Here is a 26,706-nt window from a genome sequence, read left to right on the forward strand (position 1 = left end):
CTTTATTTTTCCTCCTGCCATCTCAAATCTGGACCAAAAAATCTGACTGGCACAAATTTTTGAAATACTCTCGAAAAAACTCTGTCGGTATAAGTTATAGAAAGTTCCTTAGGTGATAAATTCGTTGAAATTAATGTCTTCTTACCCCTTAAAAGTCTTGTGTTAATGATGTTAAAAATCTCAGAATTAGTAAAAGCATTGGTCATTTCTATTCCAAGATCGTCTACAATTAATAAATCTGCTTCGAAGAATAAATTATACTTTTCAGTTTTTTCATTTCTAAACTTTCTGTCTTCAATTGTCTTTAAAATCTCATAAGCTGTCTGATAAATTACAATTGCATCAGTTTTTATTATCTCCTTTGCAATACAGTTAAGTAAAAATGTCTTGCCTTGACCAGTTGGACCCCAAAAAATTAGATTTACATCATTTTTTTCATCAAAGGTATTGATGAAATTTCTAGCAATAGTCAAAATCCCTCTCATATTTTCTCTAGGCGAAAGTCCAAACTTTTCATAAGTCTTTTCTGAAAAAACATTTAAATCAAAGGTATCAAAATTTTCTTTTTCAAGCATATAAGAAATTGAGCTCATATCGTAGAGTTCTTCTACAATTAGCTTTTGCATGCAGTGACACTTCTTGCCATTAAAGACACCAGTATCATGACAATCACTACAAGTGTAAATTTCCTCTAGATAATCTTTAGGATACCCATTTTTTGTGAGAATCTCATCTTTTTTTTGCTTTAAATTGTAAATTTCTTGAGAATCTTTTATAGTTTTATCTGAGTCAGGATTTTTGATTTGATAAATTGCAGCTTTTATCCCAATATTTTTTATCAAGGCGTCAATTTCTCGCATTTCTGGAATTTTCTTATAGACTTCTTCAACTCTTCTCTCGTGAATTTCTTCATTTTTTCGTCTATTATTTTCGTAATAATTGCTAATTTTAGTCCTCAGTTCCATAATCAACACCTAATTTTTTAAAGCCTTCTCTTTGCTTTCTCATGGCAACATCTTCAAGCTCTTCCTCAGAGAAGTTATCTGTAATTTGCTTGAAATTGTGAAAGGCTGTTGGTTTTCTAACTTTTTTCTTTTTGTCTTTTTCTTCTATATCTTCGACTTTTTCAATGCCAAGTCTTTTCCATTCTTTTAAAATTGCATCTACATAAGCCACATTTGGATTTTGAATTCTAGAAGTTCTGTTGCAAGCTGCAAGAATTACATCATTTGGAAGATTGTATTCTTCAAACCAAGAATTCACCATATTAAGATCTGCTTGTGAGAAACTCTTTTCCATTCCAATATATCTTTTGACTTTTTTGTATCTCAAGTATCTAATGTCATTTGCCAGATAAGATTTCTCAACATCTTCCATAGTTCTAATATTATTTTTAGACCAGTTCCTAACAACTTTTTCCACATAATTTACGGAATAAACATTTTTTATTTCAGTGGTATAAAAAAATGCCTCTTCAATTAAATCAACTGGCATATTGTAAACTGTAATCCAATTAATAATATCTATTTTTTTCATTGGGGCGATGGGCTCGCGCATTAAGAATTCAGCCCTTGTTAATAGATTTGCGTATTCTTTATTTTCAACTAACTTTGAGTAGGATTTCTCTTCTTTTCTATCTTCTTTTAAGTTGTAGACATTTTGAATATAAAGCTCCTTTAAATTTATAAACTCAATATTTTCTGCCTCTATTTTTACAATACCCATTTTTTGCCAGTATTCCCAAGCTCTTTTTACATCTGTTTCTAAAATTCCAAGAAAATCTGCAATAGTTCTATCGTCTATGTCCTCTTTTTTTTCCTTGGCAAATTTTAATCCCAATATATAAACTTTTACAAATTCTCCATTGGCACTTGGCATAAAATCATTTATAAAAATATTTTCGATGCTAGTTTCGCCTAGGTCGTATTTATTATTTTCAAGTAAAAACATAACACATTCTCTTTCTAAAGCTTTTTTTCCATTTTATAAACATAGAAAAAAGTTCTGTTTAACATTCTCTTAAAGCTATCTCTATTATTGTAAAAATCTGCATTTCTTTCGTCGTATTCGCCATTATTAAATTTCATAACAAATTTATATTTTATTTTAAAGCCAAGCTTTTTATAAACTTTAAGCGCCCTATTGTTATAAAGCGCGACGTTTAAATAAATTATTTTAAAATTTTCATCTCTTAGATAATCTAGAAATTTTTCTAAAATCAAGCTACCCAATCCATGATCTATGTATTTAGGATCCATGGCGATTCCTATAGTTGCAGTTTTTAAAATTTTATTTATATTTTTAAGTGACATATATCCAATTGGAGATTCTTTATAAATTATTGCATAATATTCTGTAAAGGGAACTTCTGTCTTCCACTTATACCAATTTTTTATATCTTCTTCAGTTTCCTCCATGAAATTATAATCATAAAAGAGAACTGATTCGTGTTTTTTCCAATTTTTAAATGTATATACGTCCTCAAGTCTTAGTTTTCTAAAATAAAGGTCAGATATATTTTTCATAAAAACCTCCGACAAATTAATTATATACTATTTTAACTTTTCTATAAAGAATATAGTAAATTTAATAAATTTTGATATCCTTCAAGAAAATATAATTTTACTTTGTTTAATTTTTGTTAAAATATGTTAAAATAAAGTAAGGTTTAAAAATGAAAATTCTACAAAAAGTAACAAGGAGAGTTTATGAGAAAAAATAATAATTTAGACGAGATTGATATCGAAATCTTGCAACTTCTTAGTGAAAACGGCAGAATGAGCCATGAAGATATTTCAAAAAAACTTAATCTTACAAGACCAGCTATCCACAGAAGAATTTACAAAATGGAAGACTCAGGATACATCAAGGGCTATAAAGTTTTAATAGATTGGCAAAAAATCGGCTATAATTTAGATACCTATGTGCTTTGCAAGGTTAATACAAATGATTTTGAAAGATTGATTTCAGAAATTATGGAAATTAAAGATCCTAATTTCAAAATTTTTGAATGTTATAGAGTTACTGGCGATCATTGTGTAATGCTTCGCATTAAGACCATTAATACAGCAGATTTGACTAGATTTTATGATATGATATTAAGAATAGAAGGAATTGTTGATACAAAGACACTTTTAATTTTATATTCAGAAAAAGGAAATGAAAAAATTTTCGAAAAGAGTGATGAGGATAATAATAAATAACAAAGGATGATTTTATGGACGAGAAAATACTCGTAGTTGATGACGAGACCGCTATTTCTGATATTATTAAATATAATTTTGAAAAAGAAGGATATTTTATTGATACTGCAAATAATGGTGTTGAGGCAATTGGGCTCACTGAAAAAAATGACTACGACTTAATATTATTAGACATAATGATGCCAAAGCTAAATGGATTTGAAACTCTTCGTGAAATCAGAAAAAATTCTGATATTCCAGTTATTATGCTAACTGCAAGAGAAGATGAAGTAGATAAAGTCCTAGGTCTTGAACTTGGTGCTGATGATTATGTAGTTAAACCCTTTTCAATGAGAGAGTTAATTGCTAGGGTTAAGGCTGTCCTTAGAAGATTTGATTCTAAAGAAAAGAAGGATGATGAAGAATCTACTTTAAAAATTAAGGATTTAGAAATCGATTTAAATAAATACCAAGTAATTAAAAACGGAGAAGTAATTGAGCTCACACTTCGTGAGTTTGAACTTCTAAAGTTTTTAGCAAATTCTCCAGGCAAAGTTTTTTCAAGAGAAGAACTTCTTGAAGAAGTTTGGGAATATGAATATTACGGAGATATTAGAACAGTTGATGTAACTGTGAGAAGACTTCGTGAAAAAATCGAAGACGAAAGTGGCGATTTTAAATACATCAAAACTAAAAGAGGCGTTGGATATTTCTTTGGATCAGATGATGGTGAGAGTTAATGTTTCATAGTATTAAATACAGATTTATTTTAATATATGTTGTTTTAGTTTTAATATCTATGTTTATAGCTTCAACTTTTATAGTTGATAGATTGGAAAAAGTTCAGATAGACACTGCAACTGACTCTATGAATAAAACCATGGATACTCTTACCACAACTATCTCTGCACTTTTTAAAGAAGATGCAAACAATACAAATAAAGATGTTAATACACTGCCCCAGCTTGACGAAACGCTCAAAGACTGGGGTATTTCCAGTGATGAATCAGTTTATATTATTTCAACTGGAGATAATCCCGTAGTTCTTGCAAGTACTAAAAATATTGAAGGGCGAGATATAAAATCAGCTTACAATATAAAATCACTTGAACCTAAACTAATTATGGATGGAGTTTCTGGAAAAGTCAGAGATAAAATTGTCTCATATGATAATGAATATAGAGTTGAAAAACACATTGTAAGACCTATTTTATCTCCTGAAGGAAGAATTTTTTGCATAATTTATATGACAAGAGATCTTAATTCAATTTATTCAGTAATTGAAGATTCAAAAGTAATTATAACTTATGCGACTTTAATTTCACTAATAATCACATCAATTCTTGGATATTTTATTGCAAATTCCATAGCAGGTCCTATTACGCTTTTAACTAGAAAGGCAAGACAAATGGCAAAGGGTAATTTCAATCAAAGAGTGGATGTTAAAAGTGATGACGAAATTGGTCAGCTTGGTCTGATGTTTAACTTCCTTACTAAGGAACTTTCTGAAACAATTGAAAAAATGGACCTTGAAAGATCAAAGCTTGATACAATTTTTAACTACATGGCTGAGGGCGTAATTGCAATAGATAAGAGCAATAAGCTAATACATGCAAATTCAGTTGCCAAGGGAATTTTAAATATTTCTGATAAGGATTTATTAAGAGAGATAAATCTAAATAGTATCAACCTTTCTAAGATTGACTACACTGAAGAAGAGAGTTTAAAGGGTGAAGAGCTTACAAAAATTGGGAATAAGTTCTACAAAGTTAAATACGCACCTTATAAATCTGATTTAAATATTAATTCAGGTCTAATTATTGTGCTTCAAGACATAGATAAGGAGCACATGCTTGATATAATGCGTAAAGAATTTGTAGCAAATGTAAGCCACGAGCTTAAAACACCTATTACTACAATTAAATCATACACTGAAACTCTTTTAGATGGAGAACTTGGAAACGACACTGAAAGAAAATTCTTAAAGGTAATTGAAAGAGAAAATTCTAGAATGTCTAGAATAGTGACAGATTTGTTATCTCTATCTAATCTCGATTACAACAGAGAAAAATTAAACTTTTCAAAAATTGACACTTATGAGTTTATAGATGAAGCAATTGAATCTCAATCACTTCTTATCACTCAAAAAAGACATAGAATTAAACTTGATATCGCCATGGACATTAACGATATTTATGCCGATAGAGATGGTGCCGACCAAGTTTTAAATAATATTATTTCAAATGCTTGTAAATATACAGAAGAAGATGGAGAAATTTCCATAACTGCAAAAAATTCTGGCAATTTTGTTGAAATTGAAGTTAGAGACAATGGTATTGGAATTCCAAAGGAAGACCTTCCAAGAATTACTGAGAGATTTTACAGAGTTGAAAAGGGCAGAAGCCGTGAAATGGGCGGAACTGGTCTTGGGCTTTCTATTGCAAATGAAATGATTAAAAGCTTCGGCGGAGATTTAAAATTAGATTCAGAACTTGGCAAATACACTTCAGTTACACTTTTATTCAAATCAGGTGATGATGATGATGAATAGAGTTAAAAAACATAGAGATATTTTTATAATAATATTCTTGATATTTCTTTTAATCTTTCAATCGAGAAATCTCTGGCTTTCCTTTGACAGAAAACCTGAGTCGAGAAATGCTGTAAATGACGTATCTGAAATACTTGATGAAATCTTAATGCCGCAGAGAATTATCTCAAACTTTGGCAACAGAAACCACTACATCTCTACAAATGTTTTGGACTTTTGGAAAGATTATGGAAATGATATCTCTAAGATTTTACAAGAAATAAATACAAAAAACCTAGAGGCAATTTCTCTTAAAGATTATTTAAATCTTCAAGATAAGGAGTCAATTATTTTTAAATTTAATTCTCCACTATCAGGTTCGATTTTTGTAAACTTTCTTGGCGATGACTATGGAGAAAATAATGTAAATATAAGTGTGGATTCAATTTATATTTCAAAAGATGGAGAAATTTATCTTACTGGAGTTGGAAATTATTATAAAATTTTGGACCATAAGGTTGAATTTTCCATTGACGATATGCTTGCTGATGGTGAGAAATCTGGTATCAAGGCCATAAATTTTTATGAGGCTTATGGCATTGAAAAAGATATTTATATACCAGTTGCATCTTACACAAGTGTTCAAAAAGTTTCCTACACTTCAGGACTTTTTAATCTCGATGAGAGAAGTAAATCAAATCTTGCAGAAAGATTTTTAGATACTCCAATTGACTACATCAGAGAAATTTCTGTTGCAGGTAAAAATACCTATGTCTACGAGGGCGAATATCTTTCAATTTCTGAAAATGGATTCTTGGAATATTCTCTTGAATCAGAATTTAATGTACCTGAGAGAAATTTATACAAATCACTTAATAGAGCAGTGGAATTTATTGCACAAAAGACAGGCATAAGCAGTGGAATTTATCTTGAAAACACTGAACAAATTGAATTTAATGGAAGTCTTGGATATAGATTTTTCTTCAACTTAAAAGAAGGGCAAACTCCAATGATTTTGACATCAAGGGATCACAGTTTTATAGAAATCGATGTGTTCTCTGATTATGTAAAAAATTACAGAGAATTTTATATAAGAAAAGCAGACAACCCAATATATGAAGAAGATGAAATTTATTTGGAATCTATTCACAAAATTTTAAAGAAAAATAAAAAAATCTTCTCCGACACACCAGTCATGGATATATTAAAAGAAATTGACAATTTATCAATAGTTTATCTCAGCTTTTCAAGCTTAGAATACGATGATTTGCTCCTAGTATATGAAATGGTCTACAAGGGCAACAAGTATTATCTAAGTGTTGATGAAGGCAAAATTGTAATGGTAAGGTAATAATATGGAATGGAATAAAATCAAAAAAATATTAATAATTGCCCTAGTCATTGCAAATATAATTTTATTTTTATACATTCAGTTCAATGACTTGAGGTTAAAGGACGAGTCTACGACAAGAGAATTTACAAATGAAGTAATTTCAATGCTGGATAAGAAAAATATAAATGTGGATACAAAAATACCTAGAAAAATAAATAAGCTTCCATCACTTTTTGTTGAGTTTCAAACAATGTCTGAGGACAAAATAAATGCAGACTTCTTCAATGGAGAGGGCGTTATATCAAGGCCTAGTACAGACCTTGCAGAAATTTCTCTAGGTGATGAGTATATAAACCTTGTTAACAACAGAAGAATTTATTACGAAAATCGTGTCAAAAAAAATAATTTCAACAAAATCAATAGCCTTGATAAGGCTCAAGAAATTGCCAAGAGATTTATGCTAGATAAAAAATTTGACATTAGAGATATTTTTCTAAGTTATTATCGTATCGAGGACGACATGTATATTTTAAATTACACAAAAAAACATGAAAATCTTCCAGTTGAAAGCTCCTATACAAATTTTATAATTGACTCTAGAGGAGTTGTCTCAATGGATAGACTCTGGCTAAATGTATTAGATAGTTCTGAGCAAAAGATCACTCTATACCCTGCACCCAAGGCACTTTTATACCTTTTAAACAAGGACGAGTACTATGACAAGACTATAAATAAAATTAGCCCATGCTTTTATTTTAATCCAGAAGATCAAGGTTATATTGAAGATATAACGCGTGCTGTAAATGGTCGTGCAATTCCAGCTTGGAAGATTGAATTTACTGACGGCGAATATACAGTTATCGACAACTACTGATATGGTAAAAGAAAACTCTCTGTGTTAAAATAAAAATGGAGGTTTGAGGATGAAGTTTTGCTCATTGGCAAGTGGCTCTAGTGGCAACTGCCAATATATAGAATATAAAGACACAAAAATTTTAATAGATGCTGGACTTTCAGGCAAAAAAATCGAAGAAAACTTAGCTTCAATTGGAGTAAATCCATCAGAACTTGATGCAATTTTTGTAACGCATGAGCATATTGACCATATTAAATCTGTGGGAGTGCTTTCTAGAAGATACAACTTAAAAGTATTTTCAAATATGATGACATTAGATGGAATGCTACCAACTATAAAGAAATTAGACTCTTCCAATGTATTCATCTTTGAAAATGGAAAGGACTTTACCTTTAAAGACCTTGACATCATGCCCATCTCTACCTTTCACGATTGTGCCAACGGCTGCGGATTTGTGGTAAAGGGAGACAAAAAAATATCACTACTAACTGACACTGGTTGGGTAAATAAAGAAGCAATGGATAATATGGAAGATTCAGACATATATTATTTAGAATCAAATCACGATGTGGATATGCTAATTAATGGAACATATCCTTATCCTACAAAACAGAGGATACTTTCAACAAAGGGGCATCTATCCAATGAAAATGCAGGAGAAGTCCTTTCAATGATTTTAAAAAAGAAGGGCGAAAAAGTTATGCTGGGACATTTATCCACAGACAATAATTTGCCTGAACTTGCACTAGATACTATTAAAAAAATACTTCTTTCTGAACACAAGGAAGAAAATGTAGATTATACAATAGAAGTGGCACCGAGATATGTGCCTTCTACTATTTTGGAAATTTAATTTTAGAGAGTGAGGATTTAATTGAATATTTTAGTTACAAATGATGACGGAATTAATGCTGAGGGAATAGAAATCCTCGCAAAAAAAATAATTGAAGCTGGACATAAAGTTACAATTTCTGCACCAAATGTTGAAAATTCTGGTAAATCTCATGCCATCACTTTTAAAAGTCCGCTTATGGTTCAAGATGTAGACATCGAAGGACTCGAAGATGTGAGAAGCCTTTGCGTTTACGGAACACCTGCAGACTGTGTGCGTGCAGCAGTTCATTTACTAGATGAAAAATTTGACTTTTGCTTTTCAGGAATCAACTCAGGATTTAACGCTGCGACAAATGTACTTTATTCAGGAACAGTTTCAGCTGCAATAGAGGCTAATCTTTTTGACATTCCATCAATTGCAGTTTCAGCACAGTGGATTAAGGGCCATTCAAAGTACGAAGCAGCAGCACAAGTTGCAATGGATGTATTTAATAATCTTGACGACTTAAAAAGACTTCAAGTATTAAATATAAATGTGCCTTATTTAGATTACGATGAACTTAAGGGAATTAAAGTTTGTAAAGTTGGCAGAGATGTAATGAGTATTTACGATGTATCTGAAGAAAAGGAAGGATACAATATGAGACTTAGGGGTTTTCCTAAGGACAATAACGAAGAGGATTCAGACATTTATTACCTAAATAGAAATTACGCAACAGTTAGTCCCCTTTTATACGATGTAACAAATACAACTTTAATCAATGAATTAAAGGAAATGTTAAAGTAAGAAGGTCGAAATGAGTTATAAATTAAGATTAATGTTTTTAGTAGTTTTAGTATTTGGACTATTCATTAAATCAATGATAATAGCATAAGTTTGAATCACTTAAATTATTTTGATTTAAGTGATTTTTTTATGAGGTAGTATGAAAAATAAAGTATTTATCATTTTGTTTTTGATTTTAATATCAATTTCATTTATAGCATGTAGTAAAAAAGAAGATTCTATTCTAGATTATAAAACAGATTATGTTGGAGATAATTCAAAGGTTGATAGAATTTTGGATATGCAAAAATATCCAAATAACGTGAGCAAAAAAGCTATACAAATACTATCAGATGAAGAACCATACTCTCTAAATGTATATTTAGATGGATATGAAGGTCTAAATGAGGATAACTTATTTAACAATGCAGCAATTACATTTTCTTTAATTGGCAATTTGAAGAATTTAAATTATCTATATCTTACAGAAGAAGATTATAAAATTAATAACTTCTCTAACCCTAAGCATATAGCAGAATTTAGTCGAGAAGAAATAGAAGTAAAGCTTAAAGAAAATAATTTAAGCTTAGAAGAAATATCAAAAGATGAAGAAAGTTTAAATAAATTTTTAAATCTTGATATGTAAAAGAGGGCTATCCTAAAGAACGCCCTCTTTTTTATTTAATATGATATGATTTATTTGAAATTTTTCATTAAATATTTATTTTTTTGAATCTAAGATTCAATTTTATAGGGGGAAGACTCTTGATTGTCTTCCCCCTAAGACCCCCCTTTCAACGCACTGAATGTCCAAAAAATCAGTCATGCTAAATTTTCAAAACTCACTTCGCTTCGCTCGTTCAAACAGTTGAAAATTTTATACGCATAACTAATTTTTTTGCTTATGATGCACAATTACCAACCTCACTATTATCAAAAGATATCTTTTGAAATAATAAATTTTATTTGTATATTACGGGGCTGTCCTTTGCATATTATTATGAAATTTTATTTTTAATCAAATTTATTATTTCTAAACCTAATATTATCAAAAGGGCTGTCCCTTTCTAAATATCAGAACAACCCTCAAATAAATTCCTATTTATTTTTTTATAACCCCATTAAAAAGCTTGCCACTTCGAAATATATCATTAGTACGAAAGTATCTACTATAGTAGTAATTAGTGGTCCCGCCATAATTGTTGGGTCTATTTTTAATTTATCTGCTATTAGTGGCAATACTCCACCAATTATTTTTGATAAAATTATTGTAAGAAGTAGTGTCACAGAAACTGTAAGACTTATTGTGTGACTTACTCCATCTAACAAATACATTCTTATATAATTTATTAAAACCAAGGCAATTCCTACAAATATTCCTATACTAAATTCTTTAAATATTACGCGGAAAAATTCTTTAAAGTTAACTTCTCCTGTGTATAGGCTACGAATTATTGTAGTTGAAGATTGTGTACCTGCATTTCCGCCAGAATCCATTAGCATTGGTATATAAGCTGTAAGAGCCACGCTCGCTGCCAAAACTGATTCATATCTTTTAATTATAAATCCTGTCATAGTTGCAGTTATCAAGCAAATGATTAGCCAAGTTGTTCTCTCTCTTGCAATTTGAAAACTTGATTTGTCCCAATAAGAATCAGAAGATGATTCGCTAATACCATGGATATTGCCAAGGTCTTCTTCGTATTCTTCGTGCAATACATCAATTGCCCATTCTGCTGGCACAATTCCCACAAGTCTTCCCTCAGAGTCAGTTACTGGAATTTCTCCCAAGTCATATCTTCTAGCAAGTTTTGCAACAATTTCTTGGTCATCAGTTGCAAAAACTGAAGCAGTGATATGATGGAAAAATTCTTCAATACTTTTATTTCGATTTCTAATAATATCTGCAAGATATACAAAACCCATTAACACAAGAGAATCATCTGTTATCCAAATTTGTTCAAGTCTGTCAGAATCAAGTTCTGATTTTTTAATTTTTTCAAGAGCATCTTCTGGGCTTGTGCTTATTTTAATAGACATAAAATCAACTGACATTATTGATCCAACACTTTCTTCAGGATAGCCTAGAAGTTTGTTAATAATAGGTCGTCTCTTGCTGTCTATAAATCTATTCATTAGATTTCTAACCATATTAGCAGGAAGTTCTTGTAATGTGTCTACAAGTTCATCTCCGTCAAGCTCTCTAACTAAGTCTTGAATATTTTCATCAGATAAAGACTCCATAACCTCTACCTTTTTATTTCTTGGAAGTTCTGCAAAGGCATCTGCCAATAAATCTTTGTTTAATAACTTAATCCAAATTGCAAGATCTTCGTTAGAAAGTTCAACTAATCTTTCTGCCAAGTCAACTGGGTTCATTGTGTTAATTTCTTCTTGTAAGTCTTTTAATTTTTCTACATTGTAATTAATCATACTTTCCCTCCTATTTAATTAAATTTGGGCATAAAAATACCGCTAGTCATAGCGGATAAATTGAGCATGATTAATAAACTTTCTTAAAAGCACAAAAACTCAGAAAGCCCAATCAGATTTTTATCGCTATAACTATTGAAATAAAAAATTTTATTCGGCCCACTGGCGTCCATGTACTTTCACCTCCATAAATTAGTACAAAAATTAACTACCAATTGATATTTTACCATAGAATTAGATATAAATCTATTTACAAATAAAAAATCCACTCTAATAAGTGGACTCTTTAAATAAATGATTTAACTATTTTATTAACCACAATAAAAGGAGAAATTATATAAACTATTGGCAAAACAACTTTAGAAAATAAATTATAATCTAAATCTTCTAACTTGTCCCCCACATAATCATAAGCCTGTGGAAATGATATAAGTGCAATTATCATATAAATTGTAATTAAAAGATAGGGCATCTCCATTGGATTTACTCCAAAAAATTCAGGCATTACCAAAAAGTAATAAGCAGCGAAAAATACAAAACCTATAAAAGCAGAAATCATCCAGAAAAAGAAATTCTTTCCTTCTTTTTTTAAGTCTAATTTCTCTTTATCATCTTCATTATTTTCAAAACTCTCTCCAATAAAATATGCTATATCTACATTAAAAACATCAGAAAGTTCTTTTAAATTCCTATTAGTTGGATCAGCTTTATTCATTTCCCATTTAGAAATTGCCTGCCTAGTTACATCTAATTTTTGTGCTAAATCTTCTTGAGAAAGTCTGTGAGATTTTCTCAAATCTCTAATTTTTTCTCCATACATAAAATCACTCTTTCTTAAATTCTGAAATAATGTTATCAAAATTTATAAACTATAACAAGAAAATATCCCGCAACTTTTGGTTGCGAGGCTATTTTTAGCTAATTATTTTCCCTATAATTTTTAGGACTCATTTTATAATGTTCTTTAAAGATTTTTGAGAAGTAAGAATAATCATTAAATCCAACTTCATTAGAAATATCTACTATTCCCTCATCAGAATTTTTAATTAGCTTTGCGGCATTTTCGAGTCTAACATCAATTAAATATTTTGAAAAATTAATTCCCATATACTTTTTAAACATTCTCGAAAAATGACTTTTGCTATACCCTGCAACAAGGGAAATTTCATCTAGAGTTATTTCTTTTCCATAGTACTTATTTATATATGAAATAGTATTTTCAAGTGCGATTTTCTTTTCGCTTTTTGTGGAAAGATTGCTGATAATAATATTTACAAATTCTTTTAAACTCTTTTCAATGTCATCGATTGTGTTTGCAGAAACTATTTTCTCAATTGACTGAATATAAATTATGGAAAACTGCTGATCTTTATTTTCTCTGTTAAAATAAGAAATAACTTCTACAATAAGCCTTATAATACTTGATTTAATGTAGTCACTGTTCATATCTTTGTATGTCATCTGTGCGAGGAGATTATCAATAATATTTTCTGATTCATCAATATCTTTAAAACCAATTTTTACAAGTAGGCTGTGAATCGATTTATCAAGTAAGGATTTATAATCATAATTTATAGAAATTTTTTCCTCATTTGGCCTTAAAATTTTTCCCTTTCCTTTAGTAAAAATATTTTCAAGAAGACTAAAAGATTCTTGATATCCTTTCATAATGTCAATATTATTGTTACAAAAGTTACTAATTGCAATACTTACAGAATTAGTCATATATTTCTTAAGTCCTTTTAAAATATCTTTAGCAATTTTTTCACTAGTGGCAAAATCTTCTTCGATTGAATTATTTTCACACTCCAAAAATATTATTATTTTATCTGTACCAGTTAAAGTTGTAGAAATTGTTTTATAATCTGTAATTATTTTTCTCACATCTTCAAGAAGTTTTCTCTTAACATTGTATCTAAATTGATTGTCTCTATTTTTGCAAATCTTCCAAAAATCATCGTACATCACTGTAATCACATAGTTTGTTTCTATAGCAATCTCATATTCTTTAAATCTTTCTTTAAAAAGTTTAGTCCTGTAAAAATCTCCATAAATTAAATTGTGTATGTATTCTTTTGTCAAAATATCATAAAGTAGTTGGTCTTTCTTAAATTTTTCTTGCATTTTTATCCTCACTTTTAATATTTCTAATCACTTTATCATTATAAAGCATAATCTTTAAAAAGAAAAGCAATATATTCCATGTGATTTTGTTTGTGAAAAGGTTATTATTTTATCAAAAGGAGGTAAGAATTATATGAACGATAACCTACATAAAGATAAAAAGCTTTATAAAGACCCAATGCTTTTATTAAAGTTTATAGTGCTAAGTGCCATTGGAATTTTTGCTTTTTTCATTCCAATTACAGTAGATGGACATTCAACTATTCCACTTGAGTATGTAATTTCACTATTTATTAACAACTTCCCTAAAATTGCAACAGCTTATGCTTTTATAATCATAATGATTGGAGCAATAAGACCTTTTGTCAAGGGAACTTGGAAATCAGACAAAGTTACAATGGTCTTTTCTTTCACTAAACTTATAGGTGCATTCTTTACTATTTACTTATTCTCAGGTTTTGCACCTGAAGCAGTTGCAAGAGATGACCACGGACCATTTTTATTTAATTCACTTGCAATACAAGTTGGTACACTTATTCCAATTTCAGCAATTTTTATTACATTCTTAATGGACTATGGTTTTATAGATTTTATAGGAAATTTCTTAAGACCTGTCATGAGAGCAATTTGGAAAACTCCTGGCAGAACAGCCGTAATTGCCGTAGCTGCATTCATGGGATCTACTGCTGTTGGAGTTATGATGACTGATGATTTATACAGAGATAGAAAATATACATTAAGAGAAGCAGTTGCTGTTGTAACAGGATTTACTACAGTTGCAATTTCATTTTTAATAGTTATTGCAAATACAACTGATCTTATGGATTATTGGATGGAGTATGTATTTGTTTCACTATTTGTTACATTCGCACTAAGTGCAATCACAGTGAGAATTCCACCAATTTCAAAAATGCCAGACACTTATTATAAAAATATGGAAGGATATCCTGAAGAAAAACTTCAAGGAAATATCTTTAAGGCTTCACTAAATGAAGGACTAACTCTTTGTAAAGAAGCTGGTCCTGTTATACCAAGAACTACAAAAAATGTTCTAGATTCATTTAACTTAGTATTTGAAGTACTTCCAAACTTTATGTCAATTGGTTTAGTTGCACTAATTATTGCTAACTATACACAGATATTTGACTACTTTGGATATATTCTTTATCCAGTTACACTACTTCTAAGAATACCTGAACCACTACTAGCGGCAAAAGCAGCAATGCTTGGACTAGCAGAAATGTTCCTACCAGTAATGGTAGTAACAAAGGCACCTCTTGTTACAAGATTTATCATATCTGTAATGAGTGTTGCACAAGTAATTATGTTCTCAACTACAATTCCAACAATTGTAGCTTCTGAAATACCAGTGTCAATTAAGGACTTAGTTATAATATGGTTTGAAAGAACTGTATTCTGTTTCTTAATCACTGCACCAATAGCTTACTTAATAATAAAATAAATAATTAAAAAGGAGAGATTTTATGTTTTACGAACCAAAAAATAATGACCACGGACTACCTAAAAACCCATTTAAATCATGTACAGTACCTAGAGTAATTGGATGGATTTCAACTAAAAACGAAGATGGAACAGACAATATTGCTCCATATTCACAATTTACAAACTTAACTTTCGATCCACCACTAGTATTATTCTCAGCTAATCAAAATGTATTTGACGATAGAAAAAACACTGTTAAAAACATTGAAAGAACTGGAGAATTTGTATACAACTTAGTGCCAGAATCACTAGCACAAGAAATGAATAAATCTTCAATTGCTGAGCTTCCAGAAGGTTTTAAAGATAAATTCGAATACTGCGGACTTGAAAAAGAAAAATCAAATGTAGTTGATGTAGCAAGAGTTAAAGGCTCACCTGTTCAATACGAAATCAAATACAAACAAACAATAAGACTTCCAGGAGTTGATACAATTAATACAATTGACATCATCATTGGAGAAGTTGTTGGAGTTCACATTGCTGACGAATACATCACTGACGAAGGTTTAGTAGATGTTGTTAAAATTAGACCTGTTGCTAGACTTGGTTACTTCGACTTCACAGTTGTAGACAATTCATTTACAATGGATACACCTAAGATTTCACCAGAAAAGCAAGCTCTCGTTGATAAGGGACTTGAAGGTAAGGTATAGGCTTTTAAGAAAATTAAAAAAAGAGTATTAATAATCAAATGAAATATTTATCCCAGGTTTCAGCCTGGGACTTTTAATTTAAAAAAGAGAAAGCCCACGCCTTCTCTTCTTATTACATATTATCTTTTACACCAACTGCAACCATCTTTGCCTTAGCACGAACTTCGCCATCAGCTTCCATAACCATATCAACGATTACTTTTCTTTCGCCAATTTCTTCTGCTGTTGCTGTTACAGTTATTTCTTTATCCATTGGTGTTGGTTTTTTAAAATCTATTTCAAGTCTTGCTGTTATAAATCTTCCTATTACAGTATCTTCTGTAAGCTCTTTACCAAGTACCTTGTGCTTGAAGTATGCTGCAGATGCTGTGCCGTGACAGTCAAAAATCATGGCAATCATTCCACCAAATAAATTTGCAGGAACTCCTCCTGTATACATTTTGTCTGGAGTAATTTTTGTAACGCACTCTTTTCCACTTTCACTTGGGTAAGATTTCATATGAAGACCATCTTCATTTTTAGGACCGCATCCCCAGCAGTGTTGAAATCTTTCGCCATAAGTTTCTTGTATTGCAATTTTATTCATTTAAATCCCCCTTTAAAGTAAATCAATAATAAATCTATTATATCATTATAATTAAATTTATCCTATATCATTAGTCATCGTAAGACTTGAAGGGTTGATCTTTCTTAGGGAGCCTTTCCGGCTTTATTTTAAGACCCATTTTATTCTTCTCATGATATAACTCTTTTAAGAGAGACAACACAATTAATATAATTACTAGAGAAAATGGAAGTGCTACTATTATTAATGTGTTTTCCAATGCTGTAAGTCCACCTGAAAATAATAACACTATGGCAATCGCTGCAAGTAATATTCCCCAGATTACTTTTTTTCGTCCCGTTGGAAGTAAGTCCCCATCTTCTGATAGCATTGCAAGCACATATGTTGCAGAGTCAGCTGATGTTACAAAAAATGTAACTACTAATATAATTGATATTAATGAGAGAATTGTGCCTCCAAAATAGTTGTTAAAGGTTGCAAAGAGAACTTCTTCGGTTGCAAAGGACCTAAGATCTATCCCCATATTTTGTACATGAGTTGAAAGTGTTCCAAAGGCTGAGAACCATAGAAAACTTAAAAGAGTTGGTATTAATAGTACAACTGTTAAAAACTCACGAATTGTACGTCCCTTTGAAATTCTTGCAATAAATACTCCTACAAATGGTGACCAAGATATCCACCATGCCCAATAAAATATTGTCCATGTGTTTATCCATTCTCTTTTTGTGCCATCAAATGCAGCTGATCTAAAGCTCATTCTAAAGAAGTTTTGCAAATATCCGCCTATTGATTCTGTCATATTGTCAAAAATCTGCACAGTTGGACCAACTACTATTGCAATTGCAAGAAGACCTATTGCCAATATTAAATTAATATTTGACAGTATCTTTACACCTTTGCCAAGTCCTGAAAGTGCAGACATTATAAATAATGCAGTGGCTATGATTATTATAATTATCTGAAGGACTATATTGTTTGGAATTTTAAATAAATACGAAAGCCCTCCATTTATTTGTGCAGCTCCAAAACCAAGAGTTGTTGCAACTCCTATTACCGTTGCTATTATTGTCACTATATCAATTGATTTTCCAATTATGCCTTCGGAGTGATTTCCAAGTATTGGCTTTAAAGTAACTGATAAGAGATACTTTTCTTGTTTTCTAAAGCCAAAATATGCAAGTGCAAGTCCTATTATTGCATAAACTGCCCAAGCATGAATTCCCCAATGAAAAAATGTAAACCTAAAGGAATCTGCCAACGCCTCTCTACTTCCTGCTGGTGCAATAGGGGTCATCTTTGCAAAGTGACTAAGTGGCTCTGCTGCTCCATAAAATACAAGCCCTATTCCCATTCCCGCTGAAAACATCATAGCTATCCATGAAAGTGTTCCATGTTCAGGTCTTGAATCAGGCTCACCTAATCTTATTTGTCCTATTGGACTTAATATTAAATAAACACAAAAAAACAAAATACCAGTTACTAATAATAAGTAGAACCAACCAAAGTTTGTTGTTATTTTATTTCTTAAAAGTTCTGTAACTTTTTGATATGGCTCAGGTATTGCAATTCCCATTAAAACTAAAATTGATAAAAATCCCAGTGATAGGAAATAAACAAAATGCTCACTAAAAATTCTACGAGTTTTCTTCTTCATATTGTTTTTCCTCCCCGTTCTCATAAAAATAATGCTTATCTAATAAATTAAATAAGCATTTTTAAAACATACTGTATTAGTGTACAGTAAAATTCCATCCCTTGTCAAAAATAGCAAACTTCTAAAAATCTCATCTGTTTATAATTTTCTATTACGGATATATTTTATTTAAAGTATGTTTTAAAATTATAGGAGTGATTTAATGGATAGAAAGATAATTGCAAAAGTTAGAGGGCAAAGAGCAGTTGATGGTGCAGGTGTAAGTCTTGTAAGGGTTCTTGGACTAAATACTGTTAAGGCCTTTGATCCAATCCTAATGCTTGATTCCTTTGACTCCACTGATCCCAATGATTATATAGCAGGTTTTCCTGAACATCCTCACAGAGGTATTGAAACAATCTCATATATTTCTAGAGGCAATATGGTTCATAAGGACAGCATGGGTAATGAGGATGCCATAAGTGATGGCGAAGTGCAGTGGATGAATGCAGGAAGTGGTGTTATGCACGAAGAGATGCTTCCAGCTTCTGAAAGAATGCTTGGCGTCCAACTTTGGCTAAATCTTCCAAGTGATGAGAAGATGTCAAATCCAAGTTATAAAAGCATTAAAAATTCTGAAATTGAAGAAATCGAGTTTGAAGGCGGAAAGATAAGGCTTCTTTCTGGTAGCTACAAAGATCACAAAGGTCACAAGGGGGAACACCTTCCACTTGATTATTATGACATTCATTTAGAAAAAGATGCTAAGATAAAAATAGATACAAATCGAGATGATTCTATTATGATTTTCACTCTACTTGGTGATGTCTACATTGGAGATGAATTAATAGAAGAAAAAACTGCAGTAAAATTTTCAGAGGGCGATTTTATAAATATTAAAAATGCTTCAGAATATGCACAAGTACTTTTCATAAGTTCTAAAAAACTTGACGAAGATATTGCATGGGCAGGTCCAATTGTAATGAATACTCGTGAGGAGCTCGAAGTTGCATTTAATGACTTAAGAAATGGAAACTTTATCAAAGAAAAAATTGATTATGAAGAATAATGGGGATTGTTTAGCTCCATATTTTTTGGGAATATATGAATTTAAATATCGAGGTGTTTATGAAAAATAAAATTTTAGCTTTAGTTACTATTTTTATCTTCGTGCCAAGTTTTGTCTTTGCAGAAGAATTTAAGTCTATTAATATTGATGCAAAAATAGATAAAAATGGCGTTGGTCATATTACAGAGACTTGGAAAATCCATGAAGATAACGACAACTACACAGAAAGATATAAAACAATAAATAATTTGCAGGGAATTAAAATCGAGGACTTTTCGCTAAATGCCTTGGGAAGAGACTTCACCGAATTATCTCCTTGGGATATTGACGCATCCTTTGATGACAAAAAATATCGCTACGGAAGAATTGACAAGGGCGATGAAATTGAACTAACTTGGGGTATTAGTGAATACTCAGACAATACTTATAATTTAAATTATAAAATAAATCCACTTGTTGTTGGACTTAATGACAGCGACATGTTGTTTTTTAATTTTGTAGGAGATAATTTTGACCCAGAACCTAAAAATATAAGCATTAAGATAAGCGGCTTTGAACCCTTTAAAGATGTGAAGATGTGGGGCTTTGGACTTCAAGGAGAAATTCACAATGTAAATGGAGATATTCTTTTAAATTCTACAGGAGATGTCAACTACGCAACAATTATGCTTAAATTTCCAAAGGGATACTTTAACACAGCTATGAAAATCGACAAAAACTTCGATGATTATGCAAAAGAAGCCTCTATTGGATCAGACTGGCAAGATAGAGAAGGCGAAGCTTATAAGCCACCTATGTCAACTGGCGAAAAAATTGCAGTAGTTGGTGGACTTGCAGGATTTTCTTTAATTTTATTTTTTATAGTTGGAGCATTTTATCTAACCTTTAGAGAAAAAAACATTCAAAATAAATCCATACTCCCAGGCAAGAAAAAATTTAAAAATAATTATTTAAAAGAAGTGCCTTATGATGGAAATATTGAAGATATAGCTTTCTTTATAAAAGAGGCAAATCTTGTGTATACCGATTTAGTTGGAAACTATATAAATTCTTTTATATTAAAGTGGCTTCTATCAAATAATATTGAATTTATTGAAGATTCAGGAATCTTTGCTGAAAATAAAATTAAAATTCTTTCAAGACCTAATGATATGGGCAAAATGGAAGAAGAATTATTTGAAATGCTTTCTGCTGCAAATGAAAAAACAGATTCAGAATATCTTACAAGTAAAGACTTTGAAAAATATGTAAAGAAAAATAAAGACGACATGGAAAATTATTATGAAAAGTTTGAAGATGAGTCCATAAAAGCATTAGAATATGGTGGATATCTTGAAGATTATGAATTTGAAAAGAAATTTTTTGGTTTTAAAAATACTGGAAAAGAATTAAAAATCACAGATAAGGGAATCAAGTTGTACGGCGATATAATTAAATTCTACAATTATCTAGATGATTACTATGAATTAGTAGAAGATGAAAAACTTCCAAATTGGGAGAATCTTTTAATCTACTCATCAGTATTCTTCTTAGATAAAGAATTTGCTAAGGGAGCAGAAAATTACAACAGCTCATTTAATCCTGCACTCTATGTTAATTTAACCTCAAATTCAAGAGATTTTTCAAAATCAATTAATCAGTCTTACGGAAGTGCAACTGGCTTTAGTAACGCTGGCTTTGGAGGAGCAACATCAGCAGGTGGCGGTGGCGGCAGCTTCGGCGGAGGAGGCGGCGGTGGCCGTTAATTTAAATTTTTTAAAACCCCAAAATCCAATATGGATTAAGGGGTTTTATTTTATAAATTTATTGTACTTTTAAATAAAATTGATAAAATTTAATTGAAAAATTATATCATTAGAGGTGTTTTATGAAATATAAACCTATTTTTTGGTTAATTGTGAATCCTTTTATAAAAAAGTATTTGAAGAAATATTTTTCAAAATCAGAGATTAAAGAAATTATGAAAAAGTCAAAGGCTGAATACATAAATTTACTTTCAAAAGCTGATGACATTGGAGAAAATAATCCCATGGCTTCAAATTTATATTTTGCCCTTTTATTTCTATCTTTTCACACAGCAAATCAAAATATTTTTTCCGAAGATATGTTAATTGAAATGATTAGATTTGTTCTAACTGATCCTTTTCTTTTAAAAATTATGAAATTTGACTTTAATAAAGAAAAAGACATGGCAAAAATGAAAAAGAAAATGGATATTGCTTATAAATGGTCTGAGGAAAATAAAGACAAGCATCCAGAAGCATGGCAGTTTGTATTTGACAATTCTCATGAAGACGGAATTTATTATTACTTTACAAAATGCCCAATTGCAAAATTTTTTAATGACAATAATTTATCTCATCTCACTCATATTTTTTGCGAAATTGATTATCTAAGTCTAGAAAACAGAGGCGGCAAATTAATTAGAAGTCACACAATAGCAGATGGTGAAGAAATTTGTGATTTCTGGATATTACCAAGCAAATTAAAAAATCCAAAATAGTTTTTATAAAAAAACCCAAGTGCGAACTCGAGGAAAACTTGTAAACAAAACCAGTATAACGCTCACTGGATTTCACTTTTATAGTGACCTTTGTTTATCAACAGTCTGACTTCAAATAAAACTTGGGGCTTTTTCATATTATATTAAAGAGGATTTTATTATATATTTAATGAGGATTTATATTTTTATGGCTTAGATGGCTGCAAATCCTTTTTCTAAATCTGCAATTATATCGTCTATGTGTTCTGTACCAATTGATAGTCTAATTGTGTTTTGTTTGATACCTTGATCTTTTAGTTCATCTTCACTAAGTTGTGAGTGAGTTGTAGTTGCTGGGTGAATTACAAGACTCTTAACATCAGCTACATTTGCAAGAAGTGAGAAAATTTCTAGATTGTCTATAAATTTCCAAGCTTCTTCCTTGCCACCTTTGATTTCAAAAGTGAAGATACTTGCTCCTCCATTAGGGAAGTATTCTTTGTAAAGCTCATGATCTGGGTGGGTTTCAATGCTTGGGTGATTTACTCTTTCAACTTTAGGATGATTTGTTAAAAACTCTACAACTTTCTTTGTATTTTCAGCATGTCTTTCAAGTCTTAATGAAAGTGTTTCAGTTCCTTGAAGAAGTAAAAACGCATTAAATGGTGAGATTGTAGCTCCAGTGTCACGAAGTAAGATTGCACGAATGTATGTCACAAATGCAGCTTCTCCTGCAGCTTCAACAAAGGAAATTCCGTGATAAGATGGATTTGCATCAGCAATTGGTGCGTATTTGCCAGCGGCTTTCCAATCAAATTTTCCTGAGTCAACAATAATTCCGCCAAGTGTAGTTCCATGTCCACCGATAAATTTAGTTGCAGAGTGAACTACGATGTCTGCTCCATGTTCAATTGGTCTAATTAAATATGGAGTTCCAAAAGTGTTGTCGATAACTAGAGGAATGTTGTGTTTGTGAGCAATTTCAGAAATCTTGTCAATATTTGGTATGTCGGAGTTTGGATTGCCTAGAGTTTCTAAATAAATTGCCTTTGTGTTTTCTTTGATTGCTCCTTCAACTTCGTCAAAATTATGAGCATCTACAAAAGTTGTTGTCACTCCGCTAAGTGGTAATGTGTGAGCAAGAAGATTGTAGCTTCCGCCGTAAATTGTCTTTTGTGCAACAATGTGATCTCCTTCTTGTGCAAGAGCTTGAATAGTATAAGTTATAGCAGCTGCACCTGATGCTGTTGCAAGTGCTGCAACTCCACCTTCAAGTGCTGCAATTCTTTTTTCTAACACGTCTTGAGTTGAGTTTGTAAGTCTTCCGTAAATATTTCCAGCATCAGCAAGTCCAAAACGAGCTGCTGCGTGTTCTGAGTTGTGGAATACATAAGAAGTAGTTTGGTAAATCGGCACTGCTCTTGAATCAGTTGCTGGGTCTGCTTGTTCTTGTCCTACATGTAATTGTAATGTTTCAAATTTTAATTTATTAGTCATCTTTTTTCTCCTTTTTTCTTTTTTCTTCTCTTAAATCTTTTTTCTTCTTTAAATTATTTTAACTTCATCATCTTTTTTTAATCCGATTTTAAGCACAAAAAAACCGGAAGCAATTAAGCTCCCGGGCAAATGACTAATACCAAAAATTAAATTTGGTTATGAGGCGAAGAGTCTATGCAAAATGCGCGCACGACACTAGCCCAGTCATTATTATATGCCCGGGAGTATTGCATTCGCATCATCATGTTGTTTATATTAAATAAGTTTTTCATAGCTCTCGCCTCCTTTACTAAATGATTTATGTTTTCAATGATAACAAGATTTAAAAATGTTGTCAACTATTTTTTAAATAATTATTAATCTTCAATTCTATAATATTCCTTATAATGCTTTATAGATCCGTATTTTCTTCTCCAATAAGTCATCTTTCTGCTTAAGCTAAAGTCCTTTTTATTGTCAATAGTAAACTCATAACCATTCCTTAGGACTTCATCGATTATATCGTAATGTTTTTTATCAGAATATTCTTTTAAAAGTTTTGGATGTGCATTCATCCATATTTTTTTAGTTTCTTTATGATAATAACATTCCTCTTCAAAACCTAAATCAAGTAAATCTCTGATGTAGAAGTCAAGCACATTTACACCACCTGCTGCCATGAAATAATGTGACTGTGGAAGTCTCAAATTCATTTCAAAAGCCTTGTAAGTGTCATCTCTGTAGTCGTATTTTAAATCGATATTTGAAAATCCAGTGTAGTTAATTGACTCTAGCTTTTCTCTGTAAAAATCAAAAATTTCTGGCATGTATTTTGTATAAATTGCGTCATTATTTCCAATTCTAAGTGGAAGTGGATCTGCGAGAAGAATTTGACCATATACAAACATTCTAACCTTTCCATTTTTGTCGCAATAAGCATTAAGTGAAGCTTGGTTAGAAGGATCTCCTGGTATAAATTCTTGCACCAGCATTGTACCTTCGTAATTTAAATCATAAATTGTCTTTACAACTATTTTAAGTTCATCTTCTGAGTGAATTGTGTAAACTTTGTACTTTCCTGGGAAAGATAATTTTAAATAGCTAATTGAATCATTAGGTTTTAAAATTAGTGGAAATTTAAGATTAAGTCCTTCTAACTCATCAACTGATTTTATAATGTCAAACTTAGGATATGGAATTCCAAGTTCTTCACAAGAATTGTAAAAATCAATTTTATTTTCAAGCCTTTCGTTTAAGCTAATATCTGGAATGTTGAAAAGATAGTACTTTTTAAGCTCTTCTGCATTCTCACTTAAAAGCCTAGAATAGCCATCTCCACAAGGTATTGTAATTAAAATTGCGTTACTATTTTCTTTTGCATAGTCCACAAGAGTTTTTACAAAGACATCTCCTTCACCAAAATTTTTAACAACTTTTCTCTCTAAGATTTTAGAATTATCAGTTGCAGGAAGAGTGTCTTGGCAGAAAAGCATGGGATGAATTCCGTAATTATCATCTAATAGTCTTGCAACTCCATAGGCATTTTCATCAGAACCAAGGACTACAAATTTCACATTTCTCTCTTTTAATATATCTCTAGAAATATTTTTCATATTACCTCCGAATCTATGTATAAATAAGAATAATCAAACTTTATCTTTATATTATACACTATATTAGGAAATAATTTTTTACTAGTCTTCAAACTTTTTCTTAAGTTTTGGAATATCATCTAGATCAATCCATTCTTCAGAAAAACCACAGTTGCAACACACATAACGCTTAACTTCAACTATATTTAACATTGTTATTCCAACTCTAATAACATTTCCATAAGCTGAACTTTCCATGCCACCATAGATAAATAAAATATCTTTAGAGCCACATTTAGGGCAAATATTTTTATTTTTCATAAATTCCTCTAGACAGGATTATATTAAAAAAGAGCAAGATTGCATCTGTCTTTACCACTAATCGCCTAAGCCAATTAAATTATATTGATTTTCTACTGCATAATCGCAGACAGAATTTAATTTATCCATGTATTTTCTAATTTTAGAAAAAGATAGATTAAATTCATTTATAATCATATTTTCTTTATTTCTATTCAACTTTAAAAAATTTAATACAGAATCTGCAAATTCAGACAAATCTTCTACTTCAAAATTATCAATTTTAGATAGTCCATCAGGATTTAATTTATAATAAATATTATAATTTTTAAATTTATTTCTATATTTAAATGCAAAATCTTGGAAATTTTTTATTTCCACCACATAACTTTTCTTGTTTTTAACTGTAACTACCTTATTAGCCTGTTCTACATCTATTGCTGCAACTATATAAAGCACATTATTCTCCTAATCTTCAATAATACAGAATACAAATTGTTTAAAGAAATAATTTAAAATATTTCTAATTTACTCATTTTATTCCTACTAATAATTTTGAACCTTTTAGCATAAGTAATTTTGCTTCTCTTCTGTCAATAAATTTCCCATTATCAGTGTCTATTAATTCTACTTTTTCATAACCCATAGGTTTTAATTTATTTACAAAATCATTCATATCTCCATATCTTTTTTCAGTCATTATATCATGAATTGCAAATGTGCCGCCCTTCTTTAAGACTCTTAAACTTTCTAACAACAAATTCTTTTTATCTACGCCATTAATATTGTGATAGACATAATTACTCATTACTGCATCGAAATATTCATCGGGAAAATCCAGTTTAACAGCATTTCCTGATTGAAATTTTACATTTAATGCGGATTCTAATTTTGCATTTTCCTCACATAAGTTTTTATTAAATGAAGCATATTCTTTCCCCCACTTATCTATCCCAAGTAAATTTGCTTTAGGATTTTTCTTTGCAACAGAAATTGTAAGTGCCCCACTTCCACATCCAACATCAAGACCCTTACCTCCTAAAGGAATATTTACAAAATTTGAAATTCCATCAATAATTTCCATTGAAAGTTTTCTGTTTCCATTATAGGAAAATTTATTGTAAGCATAAATGCACCACAAACTTGATATTAAGAAAAATAAAAATAATATTAAAAAAATGATTCTTAATATATTATTTATTTTTTCGTTTTGAAAATTATATTTTCCAGATAATATAAATAAAAATATTGTAACTAAAGTACCTGTAATAAATGATAAAATCAATCCTTTTGGCACCCAGTTTTTATAATTAGCTTTCATATTACACCTCTTTTGATTTTCATTATCATTATAATTTTCTCTTAAGTTAATTGT

26 protein-coding genes are annotated in these 26,706 nt (G+C 30.5%); 13 read left to right on the plus strand and 13 right to left on the minus strand.

Going from position 1 to position 26,706, the window contains the following annotated elements; translation table 11 throughout:
* Positions 1-2: 2 nt before the first annotated feature.
* Genes KQI68_RS00860 through KQI68_RS00870 form a run of 3 tightly spaced genes read right to left on the minus strand, consistent with a single transcriptional unit; the run spans position 3 to position 2,525 of the window.
* The gene (locus tag KQI68_RS00860; protein ID WP_216548098.1) at positions 3-965 is read right to left on the minus strand and encodes an ATP-binding protein; all 963 of its coding nucleotides are present in this window, start codon (positions 963-965) and stop codon (positions 3-5) included.
* Positions 949-1,950 (minus strand): DnaD domain-containing protein, encoded by a 1,002-nt coding sequence (locus KQI68_RS00865; protein ID WP_216548100.1) that lies wholly within the window; start codon positions 1,948-1,950, stop codon positions 949-951. The genes KQI68_RS00860 and KQI68_RS00865 overlap by 17 nt, the downstream gene beginning before the upstream one ends.
* 14 nt (positions 1,951-1,964) lie before the next feature.
* Positions 1,965-2,525: a GNAT family N-acetyltransferase gene (locus KQI68_RS00870; RefSeq protein WP_216548102.1), complete on the minus strand. Its 561-nt coding sequence runs from the start codon at positions 2,523-2,525 to the stop codon at positions 1,965-1,967.
* A gap of 183 nt (positions 2,526-2,708) precedes the next feature.
* Here KQI68_RS00870 and KQI68_RS00875 point away from each other — a divergent pair, with 183 nt between their 5' ends.
* The 8 genes from KQI68_RS00875 to KQI68_RS00910 all read left to right on the plus strand — a co-directional run bounded on the left by KQI68_RS00875 (position 2,709) and on the right by KQI68_RS00910 (position 10,147).
* On the plus strand, positions 2,709-3,203 hold the full coding sequence (locus tag KQI68_RS00875; protein ID WP_216548103.1) for an Lrp/AsnC family transcriptional regulator: 495 nt from the start codon (positions 2,709-2,711) through the stop codon (positions 3,201-3,203).
* 14 nt (positions 3,204-3,217) lie between these two features.
* Complete coding sequence (locus tag KQI68_RS00880) at positions 3,218-3,922, plus strand: response regulator (RefSeq protein ID WP_216548104.1); 705 nt, start codon at positions 3,218-3,220, stop codon at positions 3,920-3,922.
* Complete coding sequence (locus KQI68_RS00885; RefSeq protein ID WP_216548105.1) at positions 3,922-5,733, plus strand: HAMP domain-containing sensor histidine kinase; 1,812 nt, start codon at positions 3,922-3,924, stop codon at positions 5,731-5,733. Before KQI68_RS00880 ends, KQI68_RS00885 begins: the two co-directional genes overlap by 1 nt.
* Positions 5,726-7,063 (plus strand): hypothetical protein, encoded by a 1,338-nt coding sequence (locus tag KQI68_RS00890; protein ID WP_216548107.1) that lies wholly within the window; start codon positions 5,726-5,728, stop codon positions 7,061-7,063. Before KQI68_RS00885 ends, KQI68_RS00890 begins: the two co-directional genes overlap by 8 nt.
* Before the next feature lie 4 nt (positions 7,064-7,067).
* Complete coding sequence (locus KQI68_RS00895; RefSeq protein ID WP_216548109.1) at positions 7,068-7,919, plus strand: two-component system regulatory protein YycI; 852 nt, start codon at positions 7,068-7,070, stop codon at positions 7,917-7,919.
* A 49-nt stretch (positions 7,920-7,968) separates the two neighbouring features.
* Complete coding sequence (locus KQI68_RS00900; protein ID WP_216548111.1) at positions 7,969-8,754, plus strand: MBL fold metallo-hydrolase; 786 nt, start codon at positions 7,969-7,971, stop codon at positions 8,752-8,754.
* A gap of 21 nt (positions 8,755-8,775) precedes the next feature.
* Entirely contained in the window at positions 8,776-9,522 is a 747-nt protein-coding gene (gene surE / locus KQI68_RS00905) for a 5'/3'-nucleotidase SurE (RefSeq protein ID WP_216548114.1), read from the plus strand.
* A gap of 139 nt (positions 9,523-9,661) precedes the next feature.
* The gene (locus KQI68_RS00910; RefSeq protein ID WP_216548116.1) at positions 9,662-10,147 is read left to right on the plus strand and encodes a DUF4825 domain-containing protein; all 486 of its coding nucleotides are present in this window, start codon (positions 9,662-9,664) and stop codon (positions 10,145-10,147) included.
* Positions 10,148-10,611: 464 nt separating this feature from the next.
* On the opposite strand, the gene mgtE is transcribed toward KQI68_RS00910, so the two are convergent.
* The 3 genes from mgtE to KQI68_RS00925 all read right to left on the minus strand — a co-directional run bounded on the left by mgtE (position 10,612) and on the right by KQI68_RS00925 (position 14,058).
* Positions 10,612-11,934: a magnesium transporter gene (gene mgtE / locus KQI68_RS00915; RefSeq protein WP_216548117.1), complete on the minus strand. Its 1,323-nt coding sequence runs from the start codon at positions 11,932-11,934 to the stop codon at positions 10,612-10,614.
* 286 nt (positions 11,935-12,220) lie between these two features.
* On the minus strand, positions 12,221-12,754 hold the full coding sequence (locus tag KQI68_RS00920) for a helix-turn-helix domain-containing protein (protein ID WP_216548118.1): 534 nt from the start codon (positions 12,752-12,754) through the stop codon (positions 12,221-12,223).
* 98 nt (positions 12,755-12,852) lie between these two features.
* Positions 12,853-14,058: a helix-turn-helix domain-containing protein gene (locus KQI68_RS00925; protein ID WP_216548119.1), complete on the minus strand. Its 1,206-nt coding sequence runs from the start codon at positions 14,056-14,058 to the stop codon at positions 12,853-12,855.
* Positions 14,059-14,191: 133 nt separating this feature from the next.
* Between KQI68_RS00925 and KQI68_RS00930 the strand changes: the two genes are divergently transcribed.
* Complete coding sequence (locus KQI68_RS00930) at positions 14,192-15,520, plus strand: YjiH family protein (protein ID WP_216548121.1); 1,329 nt, start codon at positions 14,192-14,194, stop codon at positions 15,518-15,520.
* A 22-nt stretch (positions 15,521-15,542) separates the two neighbouring features.
* Positions 15,543-16,214, plus strand: a complete 672-nt coding sequence (locus KQI68_RS00935; RefSeq protein WP_216548123.1) for a flavin reductase family protein — start codon at positions 15,543-15,545, stop codon at positions 16,212-16,214.
* 112 nt (positions 16,215-16,326) lie between these two features.
* Here KQI68_RS00935 and KQI68_RS00940 read toward each other — a convergent pair whose 3' ends face one another.
* Positions 16,327-16,800: a hotdog domain-containing protein gene (locus KQI68_RS00940; RefSeq protein WP_216548125.1), complete on the minus strand. Its 474-nt coding sequence runs from the start codon at positions 16,798-16,800 to the stop codon at positions 16,327-16,329.
* 70 nt (positions 16,801-16,870) lie between these two features.
* Entirely contained in the window at positions 16,871-18,433 is a 1,563-nt protein-coding gene (locus KQI68_RS00945; RefSeq protein WP_216548127.1) for a BCCT family transporter, read from the minus strand.
* 202 nt (positions 18,434-18,635) lie between these two features.
* On the opposite strand from KQI68_RS00945, the gene KQI68_RS00950 reads away from it, so the two are divergent.
* From KQI68_RS00950 to KQI68_RS00960, 3 genes are all read left to right on the plus strand, one after another.
* A complete protein-coding gene (locus KQI68_RS00950; RefSeq protein WP_216548129.1) occupies positions 18,636-19,481 on the plus strand; it encodes a pirin family protein in 846 nt (281 codons plus the stop codon).
* Between the two features lie 59 nt (positions 19,482-19,540).
* Positions 19,541-21,226, plus strand: coding sequence for a DUF2207 domain-containing protein (locus KQI68_RS00955; protein ID WP_216548131.1), 1,686 nt, complete (start codon positions 19,541-19,543; stop codon positions 21,224-21,226).
* Positions 21,227-21,348: 122 nt separating this feature from the next.
* Positions 21,349-21,984 (plus strand): L-2-amino-thiazoline-4-carboxylic acid hydrolase, encoded by a 636-nt coding sequence (locus KQI68_RS00960; protein ID WP_216548132.1) that lies wholly within the window; start codon positions 21,349-21,351, stop codon positions 21,982-21,984.
* 192 nt (positions 21,985-22,176) lie between these two features.
* On the opposite strand, the gene KQI68_RS00965 is transcribed toward KQI68_RS00960, so the two are convergent.
* The 5 genes from KQI68_RS00965 to KQI68_RS00985 form a co-directional block, all read right to left on the minus strand.
* The gene (locus tag KQI68_RS00965; protein WP_216548133.1) at positions 22,177-23,460 is read right to left on the minus strand and encodes an O-acetylhomoserine aminocarboxypropyltransferase/cysteine synthase family protein; all 1,284 of its coding nucleotides are present in this window, start codon (positions 23,458-23,460) and stop codon (positions 22,177-22,179) included.
* Between the two features lie 356 nt (positions 23,461-23,816).
* The gene (locus KQI68_RS00970) at positions 23,817-25,052 is read right to left on the minus strand and encodes a carboxylate--amine ligase (protein WP_216548134.1); all 1,236 of its coding nucleotides are present in this window, start codon (positions 25,050-25,052) and stop codon (positions 23,817-23,819) included.
* Positions 25,053-25,133: 81 nt separating this feature from the next.
* A complete protein-coding gene (locus tag KQI68_RS00975; protein WP_216548135.1) occupies positions 25,134-25,352 on the minus strand; it encodes a hypothetical protein in 219 nt (72 codons plus the stop codon).
* Positions 25,353-25,409: 57 nt separating this feature from the next.
* The gene (locus KQI68_RS00980; protein WP_216548136.1) at positions 25,410-25,790 is read right to left on the minus strand and encodes a hypothetical protein; all 381 of its coding nucleotides are present in this window, start codon (positions 25,788-25,790) and stop codon (positions 25,410-25,412) included.
* Between the two features lie 73 nt (positions 25,791-25,863).
* Positions 25,864-26,652, minus strand: coding sequence for a class I SAM-dependent methyltransferase (locus tag KQI68_RS00985; protein WP_216548137.1), 789 nt, complete (start codon positions 26,650-26,652; stop codon positions 25,864-25,866).
* Positions 26,653-26,706: the final 54 nt, after the last annotated feature.

Origin of the sequence: Peptoniphilus ovalis, from assembly GCF_018919265.1 — a bacterium.
Taxonomy (GTDB): domain Bacteria; phylum Bacillota; class Clostridia; order Tissierellales; family Peptoniphilaceae; genus Peptoniphilus_A; species Peptoniphilus_A ovalis.